Here is an 18,628-nt window from a genome sequence, read left to right as displayed (position 1 = left end):
TTATGAACGAACATGTTCCTGTAATGCTTAACGAAGTTCTGTCTGCTTTAGAGCCGTCTGATTCGGTAGGAGTTTTTGTAGATGCAACACTGGGATTAGCAGGACATTCAATAGAAATTTTGAAGAAATGTAAAAAAGCAACAATTATTGGATTTGATCAAGATTCGTATGCAAGAGAGATTGCAGCAGAAAGATTGTTACCCTTTACAGGTCGTTTTGAAATAATAGCAGACAACTTCCGCAATATTGAAAAGTTAGCTGAAAGAAAAGGTTGGAATGGCGCGAACGCAGTGCTTTTTGATTTAGGTGTTTCAAACATTCAGTTAACAAATGCAGAGAGAGGTTTTTCTTTTCAAAATGATGGACCGCTAAGTATGAAAATGAACAGTGAAAACAAGAGCGAAGCTTCTCCAAGTGCGGGGAAAATATTAAATGAGTGGTCAATAGGCGAGTTAACCAAAATTTTCAGATTATACGGGGAAGACCCGAATGCATATCATATCGCAAGAGGGATAGTAAGACACAGAGAAAGTGGAGGAGTACTTGAAACAACAGGGGATCTTGTTGAATTAATACGTGAAATTTTGCCAGCACCAGTACAAAGAAAAATGGGAGGGCATCCTGCTAGAAAGATTTTTCAAGCACTACGTATCGTAGTCAATGACGAGATAAAAGCTTTGGACGAAGCTTTAGACGGAGTACTAAAAATATTAGCACCGGAAGGGAAAATATTAGTAATTTCTTATCATTCATTGGAAGACAGAATGGTTAAGCACAGATTCAAGAAGTGGGAAGAGGACTGTATAGGCAAGCAGGAGCCAAGAAAAGTTATAAAGCCTACTGAAAGTGAGATTGAACAAAATTATAAGTCTAGGAGTGCAAAATTACGCATATTTAAAAAATTTGCGGAGAAAGGTGGAGCTCACAATGTACTACAGAGAATACCGACAGACTAATGAAGAAGCCCATTCTAAGTTGTTGTTTTTAAGTCTTTTCTTTGTGTTTGTTTCTGCTATTTGCTTGGGCTCTCTCAGACTCTATGGATTGTATATTGATCATAGAATCTCAGAAACTGTTGCAAGCATTGAGAGATGTCAGGAGAAAAACCAAAAATTATCTCAAGTGCACGCCGAACTATTAGCACCGGCAAGGATTTATAGCTATGCCAGAGAAAAATTGGGCATGGTAAATGGAGAGAATCCTCAAATAGTACAAATAGACATGAATGTGGTAGCCGTAGCTAGTGCGAAAACAAATGTAGTAAGAGAAGAAGGATTAATAGAAAGGCTAAATCCCTTCGTAAAGAGTGCGCATGCCAAAAACTAGAGTTGATCAGCCTGAACAGTGTAAGCGTTCGAAGCTTGTATGGTTTTTGGTTTACTTTGTAATAGCATTGCTTGCTGTGGCGACAGCTTGGATTCAACTTAAACCAGATAAAAGAATTGTCAATCAGTCCCAAAAACAGTATTGGGCTAACGTGGCGGTGAGTGCCTCAAGAGGTGAAATTACAGACAGAAATAATGTTCCTCTTGCGGTCTCAATACCGGCCACGAGTTTTTTTATAGATCCAAAGTTTTGGAATCCCAAGAGTGCAGATGTTTTAGAATCTTCTTTTGGTAAGGAAGTTTCAAAAAAATTCTCTAAACCATTAAACGGGAGATTTCATTGGGTAGCAAGAAATGTGTTGCTGTCAGAGAAGAGTGAGTTGGCTAACAAGAAAATTCCGGGTCTTTACACTCTTACTGAGAAAAAAAGAGTGTATCCCCACGGCCCTTTAGCATTCCACATATTAGGATTTTGTGACATAGATGATTATGGACAAGCGGGAGTAGAATTAGCTTGGAATCACATTCTATTCTCTCCGCCAAGGACACGATTCTTAACCAGAGGTTCTCAGGGAGGCCTGAAGGGTGTAGTGGGGGAGAATCAAGAGACAAAAGATACTTGTGGGTCAATAAAACTTACTATAGATTCAAAGATACAACAAATTGTAGAATGGCGACTTGATGAAGCGGCTAAGGGAGTTAAGGCTTCTTGGGGTGCAGCAGTCTGTGTTGATCCTTGGTCGGGCGAGGTTATAGCACTAGCTAGTTACCCAACTCTTGATGCAAATAATAGAGGTTTATTATTAGACAACAAAGAGGCTACCAGAAACAATGTAATCGGGAGAGTTTATGAACCTGGTTCAATTTTCAAGCCTATAACTATGTCTATAGCAATGGATTGTGGTACTGCTGACCAAAGTAGCAGATATCGTTGTAACGGAAGTATTGTCATAGCAGATACAGTTATTAACGATGTAAATAGGAAAGCGCATGGTGTTCAAAATCTCACTCAAGTTTTAATGAATTCGTGTAATATCGCCATGTCAATAATGTCTGGAAGTGTCCCAAGACATAAAGCATATGGAATGCTTAAACAGTTTGGTTTTGGAGAAAAAACAGGAATTGAGATGAGCGGAGAAGAAAATGGACTTATCAGACAGCCAGAAGAGTGGCTTGGCAGTTCGGCCGCAAATGTATTTATAGGTCAAGGGATAGCAGTGACGCCATTACAGGAAGTTATGGCTGTTGCAAGCATAGTGAATGGCGGATATCTTTTAAAACCTTATATTATCTCAGAGGTAAAAGATAGCCACGGAGTGGTTATACATAAAGGTGCCAGGAAAACTCGCTATCAATCTGTGTCGAAGAAAACAGCTGATTTTTTATGTGCCGCAATGAAAAAAGTTGTAGATGAAGGCGGAGGATTATTGGCTAAGTCTGATCTTGTATCCATAGCTGGTAAGACAGGAACAGCGCAAGTCGCTTCTTCAGGAGAGTATGTCAAAGGACTTCGAGTTGCCTCTTTTGTTGGTTTTTGGCCTGCTGACAAACCTAAATATGTAATGTTAATCACATTGGGCGAACCTAAAGGTAGTAAGTTTTACGGAGGACAGATAGCTGCTCCTGTCTTTAAATCAATAGCAGAAGATGTTATACAACTAATGCCTTCACTATAAATAATAACAAGGGGGGAGTATAAAATGAATTTAAAAGAGCTCCTATGCTTAATCGATGAAAATTCATTAAGTATAAACTTATACCCACCCAGTTATGCTCATTGTGAAGATGTTGAGATAAAAAGAATCGTCTCTGACAGTAGGAATGTACAAGAAGGAGATATGTTCGCTTGCGTAAAAGGCGAAAATTTTGATGGTCATGATTTTGCTCGTACAGCAATGATCTCCGGTGCTAAAGCTTTTCTTTGTGAAAAACGTCTAGACTTAGATGTTCCTCAGATAATTTGTGAAGATATAAGAAGGAATATGGGGAGAGTCGCATCCTTGTTGTATGGACATCCCACAAGAAAATTAACAATGGTTGGATTAACTGGCACCAATGGCAAAACAACCACAGCCTTCATGCTTAAATCCATTCTAGAAAATAACGGAATAAAAACAGGATCGCTTGGAACGGTATATTATGATGATGGTGAGAATACAGTGGAAGCCATCCATACTACGCCTGAAGGTTCTGATTTGCAATATTGGCTGTCAAGAATGGCAGAAAATAATTGTGATGTTTGCATTATGGAGGCTTCTTCACATGCCATAGAACAGGGAAGAATTGAGGGAACGTACTTCGATAGGATAGGATTTAGTAATTTAACAGAAGATCACCTGGATTACCATAAAAATATGGAGCAGTATTTTTTAGCTAAGAAAAAACTCTTTGATTGCTATGTAAAAAAAGATTGGAAATCCATAATTAACATCGATGACCAATATGGCAAAAGATTAATTAATGAATATGGAACCCATGTTGTTACTTTTGGCACAAAAGAAAAGAATGTTGATTTTTACGCTTTTATCGAAGAAATGTCTATTGATGGGATGAAGGTTAAAATTAAAGTCAAAGGCAGCAAAAAAAATCTTTCACTTAAACTTCCAATTTTAGGAGATTATAACGTGCACAATGCTCTTGAAGCTTTGGCGATTGCCTCGACATTAAATGTGAGACTTGTCTCTGCACTTGAGGGGCTTTCAAAAATCGAACAGATTCCGGGTAGATTGGAAAGGTATAAGTTGAAGAATAAGGGTGCCTGCGTGATTGACTTTGCTCATAGTCCGGATAGTTTAGAGAAGGTTTTATCAACTCTAAGATTAGTATGCAAAGGAGAACTGCATATAGTATTTGGTGCAGGAGGAGATAGAGATAGGGATAAAAGACCTATAATGGGAGAAGTTGCCGGGAAATTAGCAGATAAACTTATCATTACTTCGGATAACCCGAGAAGTGAAGATCCTGAATGTATCATTTCTGAAATTGAAAAGGGAGTAAAAAAATATAACAGTAATTATGATTTGTCTGTTGACAGAAAAGAGGCAATAGAAAGTGGTTTAAAGAGATTGACGGAAAATGATATTTTATTGCTTGCCGGCAGAGGTCCCGAGCGTTATCAAATCCGTAAGGAAGGGCCGGTTCCACTATTAGACAAGGACGTTCTATTTAACTGGTGTTTGAAAAACAAGGTAGAGGTGCACTTATGAGTTATATAAAAGCTTCCGAAGCAGCGTTAATTTGTGGAGGAGTGTTTTTCGGTCCTGATATTAAAATAAATAGAATTTGGAAAAGTGACAGCCGAGAAATAAAACCTAATGATGCATTTGTTGCTATAAAGGGATCCTGCGTAGATGGCCATATGTTTATAAGAGATGTTGTAAGCAGGGGTGCAAAGTTGTTGCTGATAGATGCAAGAGAAATAGAGAAACTAGATATAAATCAGCCATTTTTTAATGAGATTACATTTATAGTTGTAGAAGATACAAACAAAGCTTTGGCTACACTGGCACAAGCCTATCTTAAAAAAACGACTCCTCAAGTTATTGCCATTACAGGAAGTGTCGGTAAAACAACAACGAGGGAGTTGGTTGTATCCGTACTACGAGAGAAATATAGGGTTCATGGAGCAATAAAGAGTTTCAATACAATTATTGGTTCTAGTCTGACAGTGCTTTCAATGCTTCCTGATACAGAGATCTTAGTACTTGAATTTGGTACAAATAGACCGGGGGAAATATCAGAAATGGCTGATTTTTTCTCACCAGATACGGCGATAATCACTTCAGTTGCGGCCGCACATTTGGAAGAGCTTGAGAGTATAGAGGGAGTACTAAAAGCAAAACTCGAAATATGCTCTTCAACTAATATTAAAAATGTAATAATAAATGGAGATAATCAGCTTCTCAAAAAAAACATACGTAGTTGTTATGAAGGCAATGTTATTTCTGTGGGATATGCAGCTGATGCATCACTAAAAATAGTGAAAGCTAAAATGGTTCTTAAAGACAGCTTATCCTCATTATATGTAGAGTTTCTAGAAGGAGAAAAAAGTCTTGCTTTTGTTTCGTCCCTTTTCGGTTTACAGCATGCTTATAATATAGGCTATGCAGTATCAGTGGGGAGTCTATATGATGTCAGTGAGGAACAACTAAGAAATTCACTAAAGAAATCACGTGCTATTGAAGGTAGAGGGGTTTTGCATAAAATTAACGACGAAACTTGGCTGATAGATGAATCGTACAATGCCAACCCATGTTCAATGGAGGCTGCGCTAGATAATATCGCTAATCTTAGAGAAAATTACGAGTTTAAATCATATGCAGTTCTTGCTGGAATGAAAGAGCTTGGTAAAGAATCTGTTCAGTATCATAATAATATAATAAAAAAATTAGATGCTTTTGACAAAGTTTTTTTGTTGGGGAAAGAGTGGGGTGCAATTGATGTCACTTTAAATCCTAATGTTCTATGTTTTGAAACATATGAAAAGATGTTAGAACAGGTAAAGCTTTTAAACATATCTCAAGGTCTTATTTTGGTAAAAGGTTCAAATTCTTATGGATTAGCAAAAATAGTTAAAGAGCTAGAGGGGTGATAGGTATGTTGATGTTTTTATTATTATTTCTTTCCTGTTTCTTGGCGGAGATTATTTTTCAAAAAATATGGATATCAAAGATGAATCACCTCAAAATAAAACAGCAAGTTAAATTATATGGACCCTCTTGGCACGAAAAGACTAAGCTGGGAACACCCACTATGGGTGGCTTAGTGTTTATACCTATATTCTTAATATCAATTGCATGTTTGTATTTTATTAAAGCTATAGAGCCGAACAATATAACTTATAAAATAGCGATTTATACTGTTTTGTCCGCTTCAGTTGGGTTTATTGATGATTGGATAAAATACGTTAAACACTCAAGTGATGGGTTAAGAAGTATACAAAAACTAATATTACAAATAACAGTTACCCTTCCTTGGGTCATATGGGTGTTGCCTGATGGGCTTGAATTGTTGCCTGGTCGCGTTTTACCAACTATACCTTCAGTATTGCTTGTGACATTTGTTGGAGTAGGGTTTCAAAATGCGGTTAATGTTACAGATGGACTTGACGGATTAGCTACGGGATGTATGTTGCTTTCTTTGGCCGGTGCAATAGGTTTTTTTGGTAATGACCCCGTATTATTGTGGATTCTAATCACAACTTTTGGAATTTTGTTGGGATTCCTTTGGCAAAACTTTAATCCGGCAGAGGTTTTTATGGGGGATGTTGGCTCACATTTTTTAGCAGGCCTCCTTTTTTCTCTATCGCTTTGTTCTGGAGTTTTTATAGTTATAATTCCTTTCGGTTTCCTGTTTGGAACAGAAATATTGTCTGTTGCGATTCAAATAATATCCATCAGATGTTTCAATAAAAAAATATTTTTAATGAGCCCAATTCATCATCATTTTGAATTGCTGGGGTGGAAGGAAACGCAGATTGTCATACGGTTTTGGATAATACATATAATAGGGATGTTAGCTTGTTTCTTTGCTCTAGATTATCTAATATCCTTACTTTAGACGGCATAGAGGTATAGGTTAATGATTAAAAAGGATTGTTTAAAGGATAAAAACATAGCAATAATTGGAGCCGGTGTAAGTGGTGCTGCATTGGCTGTCCTGGCAAAAAAATGTGGGGCAAAAGTATTCGTTTCTGATTCAAGTGAGATAAAAATGGAGCAAAAAGAGTTATTTATTTCACAGGGAATTACTTGGGAAGAAAATGGAAACACAGATAAGTTGTTAAGTTATAGTGAGATAGTGGTTAGTTCCGGAATTTCGCCGCAGAATGAAATGCTCAAAATAGCAAGTCGTCTAGGAATAATAATTACAGGAGAGATCGATTTTGTTTACCCATTTTTGTCGGGGAAGATTCTAGCTGTAACAGGAAGTAATGGCAAAACAACAGTGGTTTCTATGTTAGGTTATTTTTTAGAAAAAATGGGGCACAATGTAGCTACATGCGGCAATATCGGCAAGCCTATTGCTGAGATTGCTGAGAATGAATATAGCTTTATTGTAATAGAACTCAGCAGTTTTCAGTTGCATTGGTCAAAAAAATTTCATTGTGATTCCGCTATTATTACCAATATAGCTCCCGATCATATAGATTGGCACGGATCATATGAGAATTATATCGCATCGAAAGCTAAATTAATAAATTATATAGATAAATCAGGTGTTCTTATTTGCCAAAGTGATGATATGAAGATATTGAATATAAAAGATGGGTTGGATTGTATTCCTCTCTCATGGGATGTTAAAGAAAAAAATATTACTGGTATCTTTTTAGACAATGAGGAACGTGCTGCTTGGTTGTGCGACTTAAAAAGGAATAGGTTAAGAAGATTATTTGAATTTGGAAATATAAAATTGCTTGGCGCACATAATTTGACGAACTTAGCTATGGCCCTGTCTTTGCTTGAGTTATATAACATAGCAGTTCCCGAAAAGGTTATCTCGCTTTATACTCCACCACAACATCGTTGTTCTTATGTCGGAGAAGTAAATTCAATTACTTTTGTAGATGATTCCAAAGGAACTAATGTTGCCGCAACTATCACAGCGTTAACTGCATTAAACGGGACTAAAGTCGTCATATTAGGAGGACAGGGAAAGGGTGAATCCTACATTCCACTGGCAGAAGCTGTTACGAGCTATACAAAATATGCTGTTTTGATTGGCTCGGAGAAAGAAAATATTGCTGGAGCTTTGGATGGAGTTGGATTTAAAGCATATTCTGTAGTAAACACAATGCAAGAAGCAGTAGAAGTTGCATACTCAAAAGCCACATCTGGTGATATTGTTCTTCTTTCTCCGGCTTGTACAAGTTGGGATATGTATGCGGATTATAAAGCTAGGGGAAAAGATTTTTGTGAACAAGTTAAAAAAATTATAGAAAGAGAAGAAAGTTAAAGTGGAAGATGTGAGATCCCAAAACATATCGGATAATTTCAGAGTAACTCCTTTTTTATGGGTCATTCCTTTTATTTTGACAGGGATTGGAATTCTTATGATTACTTCTACAACTAGTACCACATCTTTTGCTTCTACAGGCACTCCTTTTCAAATGGGAATGAAACAATTACAGTGGTTTTTTTTAGCAGTTATATCCATGTTGATAGTATATTTGTTTCCTCTAAAATTTTGGTATAAGACTAGTGGATTTATTTTAATAACGACATGGATAATGTCATGGGTGCCTCTTTTTTTTGGTACAGCTACAGCTGTGGGTGGAGCACGTAGGTGGATACAAATTCCGGGTATGGGGATTTCTTTTCAGCCCGGTGAGTTATTATGTCTCGCAATGGCTTTACATTTAGCTAAAATACAAACTCGAACAAGCAAAGACCCATTAAAGGCTTTCATCTCAACCTGTATATTAATGTTTTTTGCCGTTTTACCACTTCTCTTTCAACCTGATTTTGGGAGTGCTATGCTTTTATTTTTGATTTGTATGGGCATGTATGTAGAAAGAGTGGGTTGGAAATACCCCATTTTTGCTGGGGGTGTGATTGCGGGTGTAGCAGTCCCTAGTCTTGTTTTCGGTAAGGTATATAGAATGCGCCGGGTGTTAGCTTTTATTGATCCATGGGCTGATCCATTAAAAACAGGATTTCAAGCGATTCAAGGGCTAATAGCTTTTGCAAATGGTGGATTCTGGGGTTCGGGCTTAGGACATGGATATCAAAAGTTAAACTACTTACCTGCTGCGTATACTGATTTTATTTACGCGGCAATAGGAGAAGAACTTGGTCTTATTGGCACTTTAGGTGTTTTAGGATTATTTGCCTTTTGGATTTCTCGAGTACGAAGAATATATTACAAGGTGCACTCAGAATTTAATGCATCGTTAACGTGGGGGATAGCCCTTACAGTTATATTACCTCTTTTTATAAATATTGCAGGTGTAACAAAATTTTCACCAATGACAGGTATGCCCCTTCCCTTTGTTAGCTATGGTGGAACATCATTATTAACCATGTGGGCAAGAGTGGGTATTTTAATGAGACTTGAGAGAGAGAGTAGTTTGGAGGTTGCCCCTCTATGAAAAAGAATATTTTGCTTGTGGCTGGAGGCACCGGAGGACATATATGGCCTGCCATATCTTTTGGGAGCTGGATAGAGACTAATAAAAAGGAATTTAATGTAAATTATGTTTGTGGTGCGAGACTGATAGAGCATGAGATATATAAATCTGTCAATATTGAGCCACGAGTTTTGCCGATAGAGGGCTCTCCCTTCTCGGGTGCAAATATATCACAAAAAATCCATCGTTTTTTAACGTTTTTTATAAGTTTTTTTAGAGCGCAGCGAATTTTACGGGAATTGGATCCGGTTATCTGTATACTTTTTGCAGGCTATATTTCTGTTCCATTTATGTTGCTTTGTAAATTCAATAAAATTCCTATTGTTATACATGAACAAAATGCTTATGCAGGTAAGAGCACAAGGGTTGCGAGAATTATGAAAATTGATATATTTACTGGTTGGGAGGAATGCAATCCTTTAAAAAACGGGACTTTTACACCGATAGGAGTCCCTGTTAGAACCTTCAAGAAGTATGACAGGAAAGATGCTTGGAAGAAATTAGGTTTTCTTGAAAGATTGCCAAAAGGGATTATAGTTGTTGGGTTAACTGGTTCCTTAGGCAGTGTATCTATAAAAGACAAAATTTCAAAGATGGCAAAAAAAGAAAAATACAAAAAATGGATTTTTGTCTTACCCGGAGTGTCTGATAAGCCGGAAAAAATACAAAACAATGTTTTTTTACTTCCTCACGTTTGGGATGCGTCATTATTGTATTCACTTGCTGATATAGCAGTGGCACGTGGAGGAGCTTCAACTCTTGCAGAGTTAGGTTCATTAGGGATACCGTCTGTTGTTGTACCTTGGAGAGAAGCATCAGATGATCACCAGTTCAGTAATGCAAGTATTTTTACAGCTGAGAATGCCGCTGTCATTTGGGATGAAAAAAGGAATCTAACAGATTTTGAAAACAAGCTTGCTAAAGTTTATAAAATATATCAAGACCCGTCAGTAAAGAATAATATAAGGTTATATAATAGTGCAAATAGGACTTGTGAAAGTTTTTGGCTTGCACTTTCTCTTAAGATTGAAAGGAGTGCTTTCTTTGGTTCTGGACAGGAACATAAATCTTAAATCAAAAAGAATACATTTAATGGGAATTGGTGGGGCTGGAATGAGTGGGCTGGCCATCCTATTGGATCAAATAGGAGCCATAGTTTCAGGTTGTGATATTATCCAAACAAGCTATATGAAACGACTTATAGATAGAAAAATATCAATTTCAATGGAACACAATTTAAATCATATAGACGAATACCAACCTGATATATTGGTTTATTCTAGTGCAATTCCTATAGATCACCCTGAAATCCTTAAAGCTTGGCAACAGGAAATTACTGTGGCGTGCAGGGCCGAAGTTCTAAGTTTAATTTTTAATGCGCGCAAAGGAGTCGGAATAGGTGGCACACATGGGAAGACAACTACATCTTCTATGATTTCTATGATAGCTGAGAGTGCAGGAGTTGACTCCACAATTGCAATCGGGGGGGAACTCGCAGACATAGGCACCAATGCGAAACTTGGAAAGAGCGACTATATGGTGGCAGAGCTTGATGAAAGTGATCGTTCCTTTACTTATTTTCATCCAGAGATTGCTGTGGTAACAAATATTGATTGGGACCACAGAGATTATTATATCACCTTTAAATCAGTAACAGATGCATTCTATGAGTTCCTTTTGAATAGAAAAGAAAATGGAAAAATGATTTTGTGTATGGAAGATTCAGGAATAGCTAATTTGTTATCAGAATATAAATTTGATAAAAAGGATATCATTACATATGGTTGGGGCACCGGGGGGGATTGGGGTGCAACTGAAGTACAGCATAGATTAGGTGGAGGAGTATCATATACCTTGAATTATAAAGGCAAAAAAATAGAGCGTTTGTCTTTAGCAGTATCAGGTGAGCATAATGTCCTTAATTCATTGGCTGCATGTGCGGCCTCTCACGAGATGGGAATAGCAATAGAAGATGTTAAATCCGCTCTTGTCAATTTTAGCGGTGCAAAACGCAGGCTTCAAAAGACAGGAGAAATAGGAAATATTTTAATATATGATGATTATGGACACCATCCAAGTGAAATTCGTGCGACACTACATACAGTGCGTGAAATTTATCCAGATCGTAGATTAGTTGCCATATTTCAGCCGCATAGATTTAGTCGCACGGCTGCACTATATAAAGAATTTGCAGATGTCCTTTCTTTAGCTGATAAAGCTTTTATATTGCCAGTTTACTCTTCAGATGAACTTCCTATAAAAGGAATTACCTCTAAGTTAATATTTGATGCGGCAACAGATGATAATAAAGCACATTATGAATTATCAGGGAACTTTGATGAGCTTGTACAGTCTGTATGTAAGGACGCACGCCAAGGAGACCTTATTTTAACTATAGGGGCCGGAAGTGTAGGGAGCCTAGGGAAATATATATATAAAAACTTACTTAGTGCAACAGGTAAAAATGACGCTCTCAAATAATTTTAATTTAAGAAGTCTTAATACTTGGCAAGTAGGTGGATTTTGTGCAAAATTGCTTGTTCCTAGCACAATTAAAGAAGCTGCTAAAGAATATCTCTGTGCAAAAAATGACAAAAAAGATATATATGTGCTTGGAGGAGGCTCAAATGTTCTTATTGTTGAAGGTCTTCTTGATGCGACAGTATTTCATACATCTTCGCTTAGTAATATAGCAGTAAATGACGATAATTTTGAAAAAAAAATTAGAGTGAGTGTAGAAAGTGGTTTCACTACAAAAGACCTACTAACTTTTGCTATTAATAAAAACTTGACAGGGTTAGAGTTTTTTACTGGTATTCCAGGAACGGTAGGAGGAGCCTTGTGGGGTAATGCAGGCGCTGGAAATGAAGGATTAAAAAACGTGGTATCAGAAATAGAAACTATAGAAAAAGATGGGAGTATTCGTGTTTGGAGTGCTGAAGACCTTAATTGGCAATATAGAAAAAACCCGTTTAACAACAGTACGTTTATGATAACAAAGTGTTCTTTTCTATTAAAAGAGGTATCTAAAGATACAATATTTAAAAAAATAAAAGAGTATTCATATTCCAAAAAAGGACAACCTCTAGGTAAAAAAACTGCGGGATGTGTTTTTAAAAATCCGGAAGGACATTTTGCAGGAAGCTTGCTTGAAAATTCAGGTTGCAAGGGTTTGCGTTGTGGAGATGCAATAGTGTCTTCTTCTCATGCCAATTTTATAGAGAATACTGGAAGAGCCTCTTCTTCAGACATATTTAATTTGAGCGAATTATGCAGAAGCAGAGTATACGCGAAGTATGGAGTTAATCTGGAATATGAAATCCAATTCTTTGGCGACTTTCAGAAGAAGATCTATTAAGAGAATAAAAATATTTTTGATATGTTTTGCACTCTTCTCCGGTGCGTTAGCGGCCGCAGAGTCTCGTTATGCTATATTTAGAGTATATAATATAACGATAGAGCCACAAGGCCTTTTGTCAGAAGGTGTTGTGTGGGGGAGCTTAAGTTCTCTGGAAGAGAAAATATGGCCTTTATATTGGATGAGGAGTCATAAACACCAAGAACATATATGTAATTATTTCCCAATAAAACTGAATATTTTTCTGGAAGGATGGGGGAAATTCAGAGCTAAGTGTTCTCCATTAAAACCCCTATTTAGAATGTATTGGGGTGGGAAGTATTGGTATGTTTCTGAAGACAGTAGAGTTTGGCTAACAACACTAGAAGAAAATAAAAAAATTATTAAGAGTGATATAAACGATCTCCCAATATTATCTTGGAGCAGTGACAGAAAGTTGCCGGTTGATTTGTCCAATAAAAAGGGTAATGTTATGGATACAAACTTACCTATAGATAGGATAGAAGAGTGGTATAGCAACATTAGGGAACACGGTTTGTTGGATTCTGTAAATTTCATACAAGCTAAAGTCAAAGGCGATACTCAAGTTGTTGAATTGTTTTTTAATGAGCAAAAATCAAAGGGATTGAGTATATTATTTTTAGATGACCCTAAGGATTGGAATGAGCCGCTTCTGGCAATTAAAAAAATATACCCAAACATGAATGAAATACCTAATAATATTTTTATAGATACAACTTACAAAGGTAAAATTTTAATACAAAATAAGGTACAATAAATAGAATAAATATAATATAGAAAGAGGGGGCTATGTGCATGTTCAGAAAAGCCTCGCGCTATATCGGAGAGACTGAGCCCGAGCTTATTGTTGGACTTGATTTAGGTACAAGTAAGATAACAGTAGTTGTCGCAGAAAGAGATATAAATGGCGATGGAGCTCAGATAATAGGGGTTGGACAAGCTCCTTCAAGCGGAATTAGAAAAGGCATGATTGTAAACCTAGATCAAGCTGTTCGTTCTGTAAAACAAGCAGTAAGTGATGCACAAAATATGGTCGGTCAAGAAATAAAAGAGGTGACTGTTTCTTTTGGTGGCGGTGAAGTAACAAATATCCGTTCAAAAGGAATGGTTTCTCTAGGGAGAGTTGCAAGGCCGGTTATGAGCCTAGACATAGAAAGAGTAATTGAAGCGGCGCAAGCAGATGTAGCTGTGCCTGCCAATCAAAGTATACTCCACACTATTCCTGTTGAATATTCGCTTGATGGCAATGCAGGGATAGATGATCCTTTAGGGATGACTGCGATGCGGCTTGATATACAGCTTCAATCTGTAATAGTCCCCTCTTCAACGATACAAAATATAATGAATTGTGTTTATAAAGCAGGACTTGATGTAATTGGTTTAGTGTTAAAGCCACTTTCATCAGCCTTGGGAGTACTATCTCCGGAGGAGTCTTTAGCTGGTGCCGTTGTCATAGATATAGGTGGTGGAACCACTTCTGTGGCTGTGTATTCAAACGGCCGTCCGAAACATCTTGGGGTTGTTTCCATTGGTGGGGATCATATTTCTAATGATGTTGGAAGTGTTTTGAAGCTACCATTGAACAAAGCTGAAGAAATAAAAAAAGAGATATCCATATTAGCCCCTCCAGAAGATAATGAAGAGACTGTAGATTTCGTTTCTAACGATAGAGATTATTCTGTTGCTAAAATTGATTTATACGAAATTATAAAATGTAGATTGGAAGAGTTATTTGATATTTTAGTGAGACCAGAGATAAAATGTGCCGATGTAGCGATGCTCCCTGCTGGAATTATTTTAACAGGGGGTGTTTCTAAAACAGAGGGTATAGATGGGTTTTTATTAGATTTAATGGACTTGCCTACAAGAGTTTCTCTTCCCGTTGATGAAACTCGCATGCCACCTGGACGCAACACTCAAGAGTACTCTTCAGCTGCCGGAATAATAAGATACATTCTGGAAAGGGAAAGAGATCCATTTAAATATTTGGATAATTCACTTTCAATAAAAAATATACCTGAAAATATGGACGGAAGAACCTTGGTCCCCGAACCATTAATTAAAATTAGGAACAATAAAAAACCTTTGGGGGATAAAAGAGAAGGAGATTTATTCGATCTAATTCAAGGAATTAAAAAGATGTTTAGTGAGCTATTTTAATTTCTGATTTTTAGGAAGGGGAAAATTTAATGAATGAAGTATCCGAAATATTTCAGCTAGATAAATCAAGCACACTAACAAGAGAAGTTATAAAAGTAATAGGGGTTGGAGGAGCAGGCAATAACGCCTTAAATCACATCATAAGAGGTGGTGTGCTAGGGGTTGAGTTCATCGCAGCCAACACAGATATGGCTCATTTAGAGCTTTCTGAAGCTTCAACTCAGATGATACTAGGGAAAGAGCTAACAAAGGGGCTGGGCGCAGGTTCGGATCCTGAAATTGGTTGTAAATCAGCTTTAGAGTCACGGGAAGAGATTCGCGCTTCGGTTGAAGGTGCAGATATGGTGTTTATTGCCGCAGGGATGGGTGGAGGAACAGGAACCGGAGCCGCTCCAGTAATAGCATCTATAGCCAAAGAATCTGGAGCTCTTGTAGTCGCTGTAGTTACGTTGCCTTTTACCTTTGAGGGGAAACGCCGTGTTTTGCAGGCCAGTAACGGGGTAAAAGAATTAAAAGGCAATGTAGATGCACTCATAGTTATTCCTAATGACAAATTACTTTCAAGAACAGATAACAAAACGACAATAAATGATGCCTTTAAGCTTGCTGATGGAGTTTTACACCAAGCTGTGCAAGGTGTAACTGATTTAATATTACGCCCTGGGCTGGTTAACGTTGACTTCGCAGATGTAAAGACAATTATGTCTAATGCCGGATCTGCAATAATGGGCATAGGAGAGGGATATGGAGAAAAGCGAGCTGCGACGGCAGCATACAATGCAATAAATAATCCTCTAATGGACACGAAAATATCAGGGGCAAAAGGAATCTTGTTTAATATAACTGGTGGAGCTAATGTTGGAATACATGAAATAGATGTAGCAACAAGGATAATAACTGAAGCAGCAGACGAAGAAGCTTTTATTATTTGGGGGCATGTTTTTGATCCTGATATGGATGATTCAATACAAATAACAGTTATCGCTGCAGGTTTTGACGAAACACAGCAGATTTCTTCAAATGTTCAAAGTACGAAAAGAAGCCCTGCTCATTCCGTTATTTCTGAAGCAAGAAAGAACCTAGACGTATCAGCTGTGAAGAATTTGAATTTATATTCAGCAAGTAAAATAAATACGGGCATAGATGTTACAAAGGCTCATGATGCACAACAAACTGCAAGAGTAGGTTCTAATAACAAGCAATTGGGGTTGTATCAAGATGTTACTAATCAAAATGTAAAGCTTGAGGTTCCTGAGGAAGAGAGCGAAATAAAGGGGAAAGAAATAACAAAACCACAGCCTATTCAGGCTTCAGCAGAAGATGACTTGTTTAATCTCAGCGGAACGCTAGAGAATTCTTTCGATGCACCTTCCCTCTTAAGAAAGAAGAATCACTCTGAGTAAATTTTTTGGAGACCACCAAAAAAATAAAAAGGTAACTGCCTGGCAAAGCTGGGAAGAATATAGAAGAGAAGAAATATTTACAACAGAATTGCCCAAAGGCGGAGATCTCCCTTGGGCATTGTTTTATCCCGCTGATTATTCAATAGGATCTTCTAATTTGGGTATGCATTTTGTTTTTCGAATGCTTCGTGAAAAAGGGGTAGCAGTAGAAAGATTTTTTGAATATCCAACACCATTTCGCTCTGTTGACAGCGATACTTTGCTTGAGAGATTTCCTATTATAACTGCTGGAGTTTCATATGAGCTGGGTGTAGTTTCGTATTTTAATTGGTTAAAAACGGCGGGGATCCCTCTCTCTTGCCAAGACAGGAAAAATAGAAGCTTCCCAGTAATAGGGGCTGGAGGAGCAATTACATATATAAACCCACTTCTTTTATCTGGAGTTTGCGATTTTATAGTTTTGGGAGATGGGTTGGATATTCTTGATTTTTTGACAGCTTGTTTTAGGCGTTATATTTCTCACTTTGATCGAGAACAGTTATGGGAAGAACTTGGTGAGTGTGATTCTCTGCTTGTACCGCCTATTCATATTCAAAATGGCAAGGTTATAAAAAAAAGAGTCCTAAATAAAGTATTGCCCGTTAATGAGGATTATCCAATGTGCAGTACTTGGACTACGCCAAAAAGCGTATTTGGAAAGACATTGTTAGTAGAGTTGCAAAGAGGATGTGCCCGAAGTTGTAAGTATTGCACCCTTCCAGGGTCATTTGGAAAGATGCGATTTAGAAGTTTTGAAGTTATAAAAAAACAGCTTGACGAAGTCCTTTCAAAAATAGATGTCGATCAAATTGGGCTTGTCACCCCAGAAGCAAGTGATTATCCTGATTTAAACAAACTGTTGGATTATTTACTGTATAAAGAAAAAGGGATTTCCTTTGCCTCTCTACGAATTGACGGGCTTACGGAGAAAATGGTTCTGGCATTGGCACAAGGCAATAGGCACAGCATAACCATTGCCCCAGAAACAGGACGAGATTTATTGCGTTTTTCATGCGGTAAAAAATTTACTAATAACTCTATCATTGAGAAGTTAAGCATGGCCGCATCTAACGGGATTACTCAGGTTAAACTATATTTTATGATTGGCTTGCCCGGAGAGTCTGACGAAGATATTACCGCTATTGCGGATCTTTGCCGTAGTATAATAGAGCAAACCGGTCAAAAATTAATTGTTTCTGTTGGTCCTTTTGTCCCGAAGCCAGGCACTCTATGGGAGAATGACCCTTTTATAGAAACTTCCGCTATAAGAAAAAAATATAAAATGATATCTGGTGAATTAAGAAAAATTACCAAAAAAACACCTCAACTGAGATTAACAAGTCCAAAAGAAGCAGTTGAAGAATATAATTTAACTTGGTTTAGCTATAAAGACAGTGTTAATCTGTCTAATTCCATAGAGAAAAATGTTCCTTTTGAAAAAAAATCTTCAAGAGAATATACAATGGAAGAGCTTTCGCTTCTTTGGTAGACATTTTTAAGGAGTAGATATAAATGGTTTCAAGAAAAACGAGAAAACACAAAGAAATAAAATCAATTAGAACATTCGGCCAATTGATATTGCCGCTTGCAGTAGTTATGTTATTTGCGCTTTTCTTTATTAGTGTGAAATTGTTTTTTATGGATCCTAATGACGTTTATTTGAGTGGGAAGTCAACTCAAAATCAAATTTTTGAACCGATTGAACAAAAAAATACAGACGATCCTTTAATTTCAGTAGATACAGGAACAGAAAACGAGTACATTGAAGATAAAGATTCTATTAGAGAGGATGTTCCTTTGGTGCCAGAGCAACAGGTAGAGATAAAAAAAATCGAGCAACCTCAAAAAACGCCTGTTAAATCTAAAGCCAAGCCGCAACCTAAAATCTCTCCAAAACAGGAAATAAAAGCACCGGTGCGAACTGGTCAGGTGACCAGTCAAACAAAACCGCGATGGGATGTACAAATAGGTGGTTTTAAAGTTAAAGCAAGTGCTTTAGCCCTTCATAATAAAGCTAAAACAGAGGGACATACTGTTTATATAGTTGATTCTGTAAAAGACGGCCAACCATTTTATAGAGTAAGGGTTATGGGTCATGAGACTAAAGAGAACGCTTCAAAATTGGCAGCAAAATTACAAGCCGTGGGATATCCAACATATCTCGTTTCAATAAAATAAATGAGAAACAATCGCT

The 18,628-nt window shown here is 37.3% G+C and carries 16 protein-coding genes; all 16 read left to right on the top strand.

What is annotated here, in order from left to right; all coding sequences use genetic code 11:
- Positions 1 to 2: 2 nt before the first annotated feature.
- The 16 genes from rsmH to GXZ13_04555 all read left to right on the top strand — a co-directional run bounded on the left by rsmH (position 3) and on the right by GXZ13_04555 (position 18,612).
- On the top strand, positions 3 to 956 hold the full coding sequence (gene rsmH / locus GXZ13_04630; protein ID NLX75114.1) for a 16S rRNA (cytosine(1402)-N(4))-methyltransferase RsmH: 954 nt from the start codon (positions 3 to 5) through the stop codon (positions 954 to 956).
- A complete protein-coding gene (locus tag GXZ13_04625; GenBank protein NLX75113.1) occupies positions 928 to 1,326 on the top strand; it encodes a hypothetical protein in 399 nt (132 codons plus the stop codon). The genes rsmH and GXZ13_04625 overlap by 29 nt, the downstream gene beginning before the upstream one ends.
- Entirely contained in the window at positions 1,313 to 3,001 is a 1,689-nt protein-coding gene (locus GXZ13_04620; protein NLX75112.1) for a penicillin-binding protein 2, read from the top strand. Before GXZ13_04625 ends, GXZ13_04620 begins: the two co-directional genes overlap by 14 nt.
- A gap of 24 nt (positions 3,002 to 3,025) precedes the next feature.
- Positions 3,026 to 4,531 (top strand): UDP-N-acetylmuramoyl-L-alanyl-D-glutamate--2,6-diaminopimelate ligase, encoded by a 1,506-nt coding sequence (locus GXZ13_04615; GenBank protein NLX75111.1) that lies wholly within the window; start codon positions 3,026 to 3,028, stop codon positions 4,529 to 4,531.
- The gene (locus GXZ13_04610; protein ID NLX75110.1) at positions 4,528 to 5,916 is read left to right on the top strand and encodes a UDP-N-acetylmuramoyl-tripeptide--D-alanyl-D-alanine ligase; all 1,389 of its coding nucleotides are present in this window, start codon (positions 4,528 to 4,530) and stop codon (positions 5,914 to 5,916) included. The genes GXZ13_04615 and GXZ13_04610 overlap by 4 nt, the downstream gene beginning before the upstream one ends.
- 5 nt (positions 5,917 to 5,921) lie before the next feature.
- Positions 5,922 to 6,884: a phospho-N-acetylmuramoyl-pentapeptide-transferase gene (locus GXZ13_04605; GenBank protein ID NLX75109.1), complete on the top strand. Its 963-nt coding sequence runs from the start codon at positions 5,922 to 5,924 to the stop codon at positions 6,882 to 6,884.
- Between the two features lie 21 nt (positions 6,885 to 6,905).
- The gene (murD, locus tag GXZ13_04600) at positions 6,906 to 8,279 is read left to right on the top strand and encodes a UDP-N-acetylmuramoyl-L-alanine--D-glutamate ligase (GenBank protein ID NLX75108.1); all 1,374 of its coding nucleotides are present in this window, start codon (positions 6,906 to 6,908) and stop codon (positions 8,277 to 8,279) included.
- 97 nt (positions 8,280 to 8,376) lie between these two features.
- Entirely contained in the window at positions 8,377 to 9,414 is a 1,038-nt protein-coding gene (locus GXZ13_04595; protein ID NLX75107.1) for a cell division protein FtsW, read from the top strand.
- Positions 9,411 to 10,526 carry a UDP-N-acetylglucosamine--N-acetylmuramyl-(pentapeptide) pyrophosphoryl-undecaprenol N-acetylglucosamine transferase gene (locus GXZ13_04590; protein ID NLX75106.1) on the top strand — a complete coding sequence of 372 codons (1,116 nt, stop codon included), beginning with the start codon at positions 9,411 to 9,413 and terminating at the stop codon, positions 10,524 to 10,526. Before GXZ13_04595 ends, GXZ13_04590 begins: the two co-directional genes overlap by 4 nt.
- A gap of 19 nt (positions 10,527 to 10,545) precedes the next feature.
- Positions 10,546 to 11,934 (top strand): UDP-N-acetylmuramate--L-alanine ligase, encoded by a 1,389-nt coding sequence (gene murC, locus GXZ13_04585; protein NLX75105.1) that lies wholly within the window; start codon positions 10,546 to 10,548, stop codon positions 11,932 to 11,934.
- A complete protein-coding gene (gene murB, locus GXZ13_04580; protein ID NLX75104.1) occupies positions 11,918 to 12,811 on the top strand; it encodes a UDP-N-acetylmuramate dehydrogenase in 894 nt (297 codons plus the stop codon). The genes murC and murB overlap by 17 nt, the downstream gene beginning before the upstream one ends.
- Positions 12,768 to 13,589, top strand: a complete 822-nt coding sequence (locus GXZ13_04575) for a hypothetical protein (GenBank protein ID NLX75103.1) — start codon at positions 12,768 to 12,770, stop codon at positions 13,587 to 13,589. The genes murB and GXZ13_04575 overlap by 44 nt, the downstream gene beginning before the upstream one ends.
- 38 nt (positions 13,590 to 13,627) lie before the next feature.
- Positions 13,628 to 14,992, top strand: coding sequence for a cell division protein FtsA (ftsA, locus tag GXZ13_04570; GenBank protein NLX75102.1), 1,365 nt, complete (start codon positions 13,628 to 13,630; stop codon positions 14,990 to 14,992).
- 29 nt (positions 14,993 to 15,021) lie between these two features.
- Positions 15,022 to 16,395, top strand: a complete 1,374-nt coding sequence (ftsZ, locus tag GXZ13_04565; GenBank protein ID NLX75101.1) for a cell division protein FtsZ — start codon at positions 15,022 to 15,024, stop codon at positions 16,393 to 16,395.
- 88 nt (positions 16,396 to 16,483) lie between these two features.
- Positions 16,484 to 17,923, top strand: coding sequence for a radical SAM protein (locus GXZ13_04560; protein NLX75100.1), 1,440 nt, complete (start codon positions 16,484 to 16,486; stop codon positions 17,921 to 17,923).
- Between the two features lie 23 nt (positions 17,924 to 17,946).
- Complete coding sequence (locus tag GXZ13_04555) at positions 17,947 to 18,612, top strand: hypothetical protein (GenBank protein NLX75099.1); 666 nt, start codon at positions 17,947 to 17,949, stop codon at positions 18,610 to 18,612.
- The last annotated feature ends 16 nt before the right edge of the window (positions 18,613 to 18,628 follow it).

The sequence above is a fragment of the Synergistaceae bacterium genome, from assembly GCA_012728235.1.
Classification (GTDB): domain Bacteria; phylum Synergistota; class Synergistia; order Synergistales; family Synergistaceae; genus JAAYFL01.
Note: the sequence above shows the minus strand (reverse complement) of the source record. Positions and strands in the feature narration are given on the sequence as shown.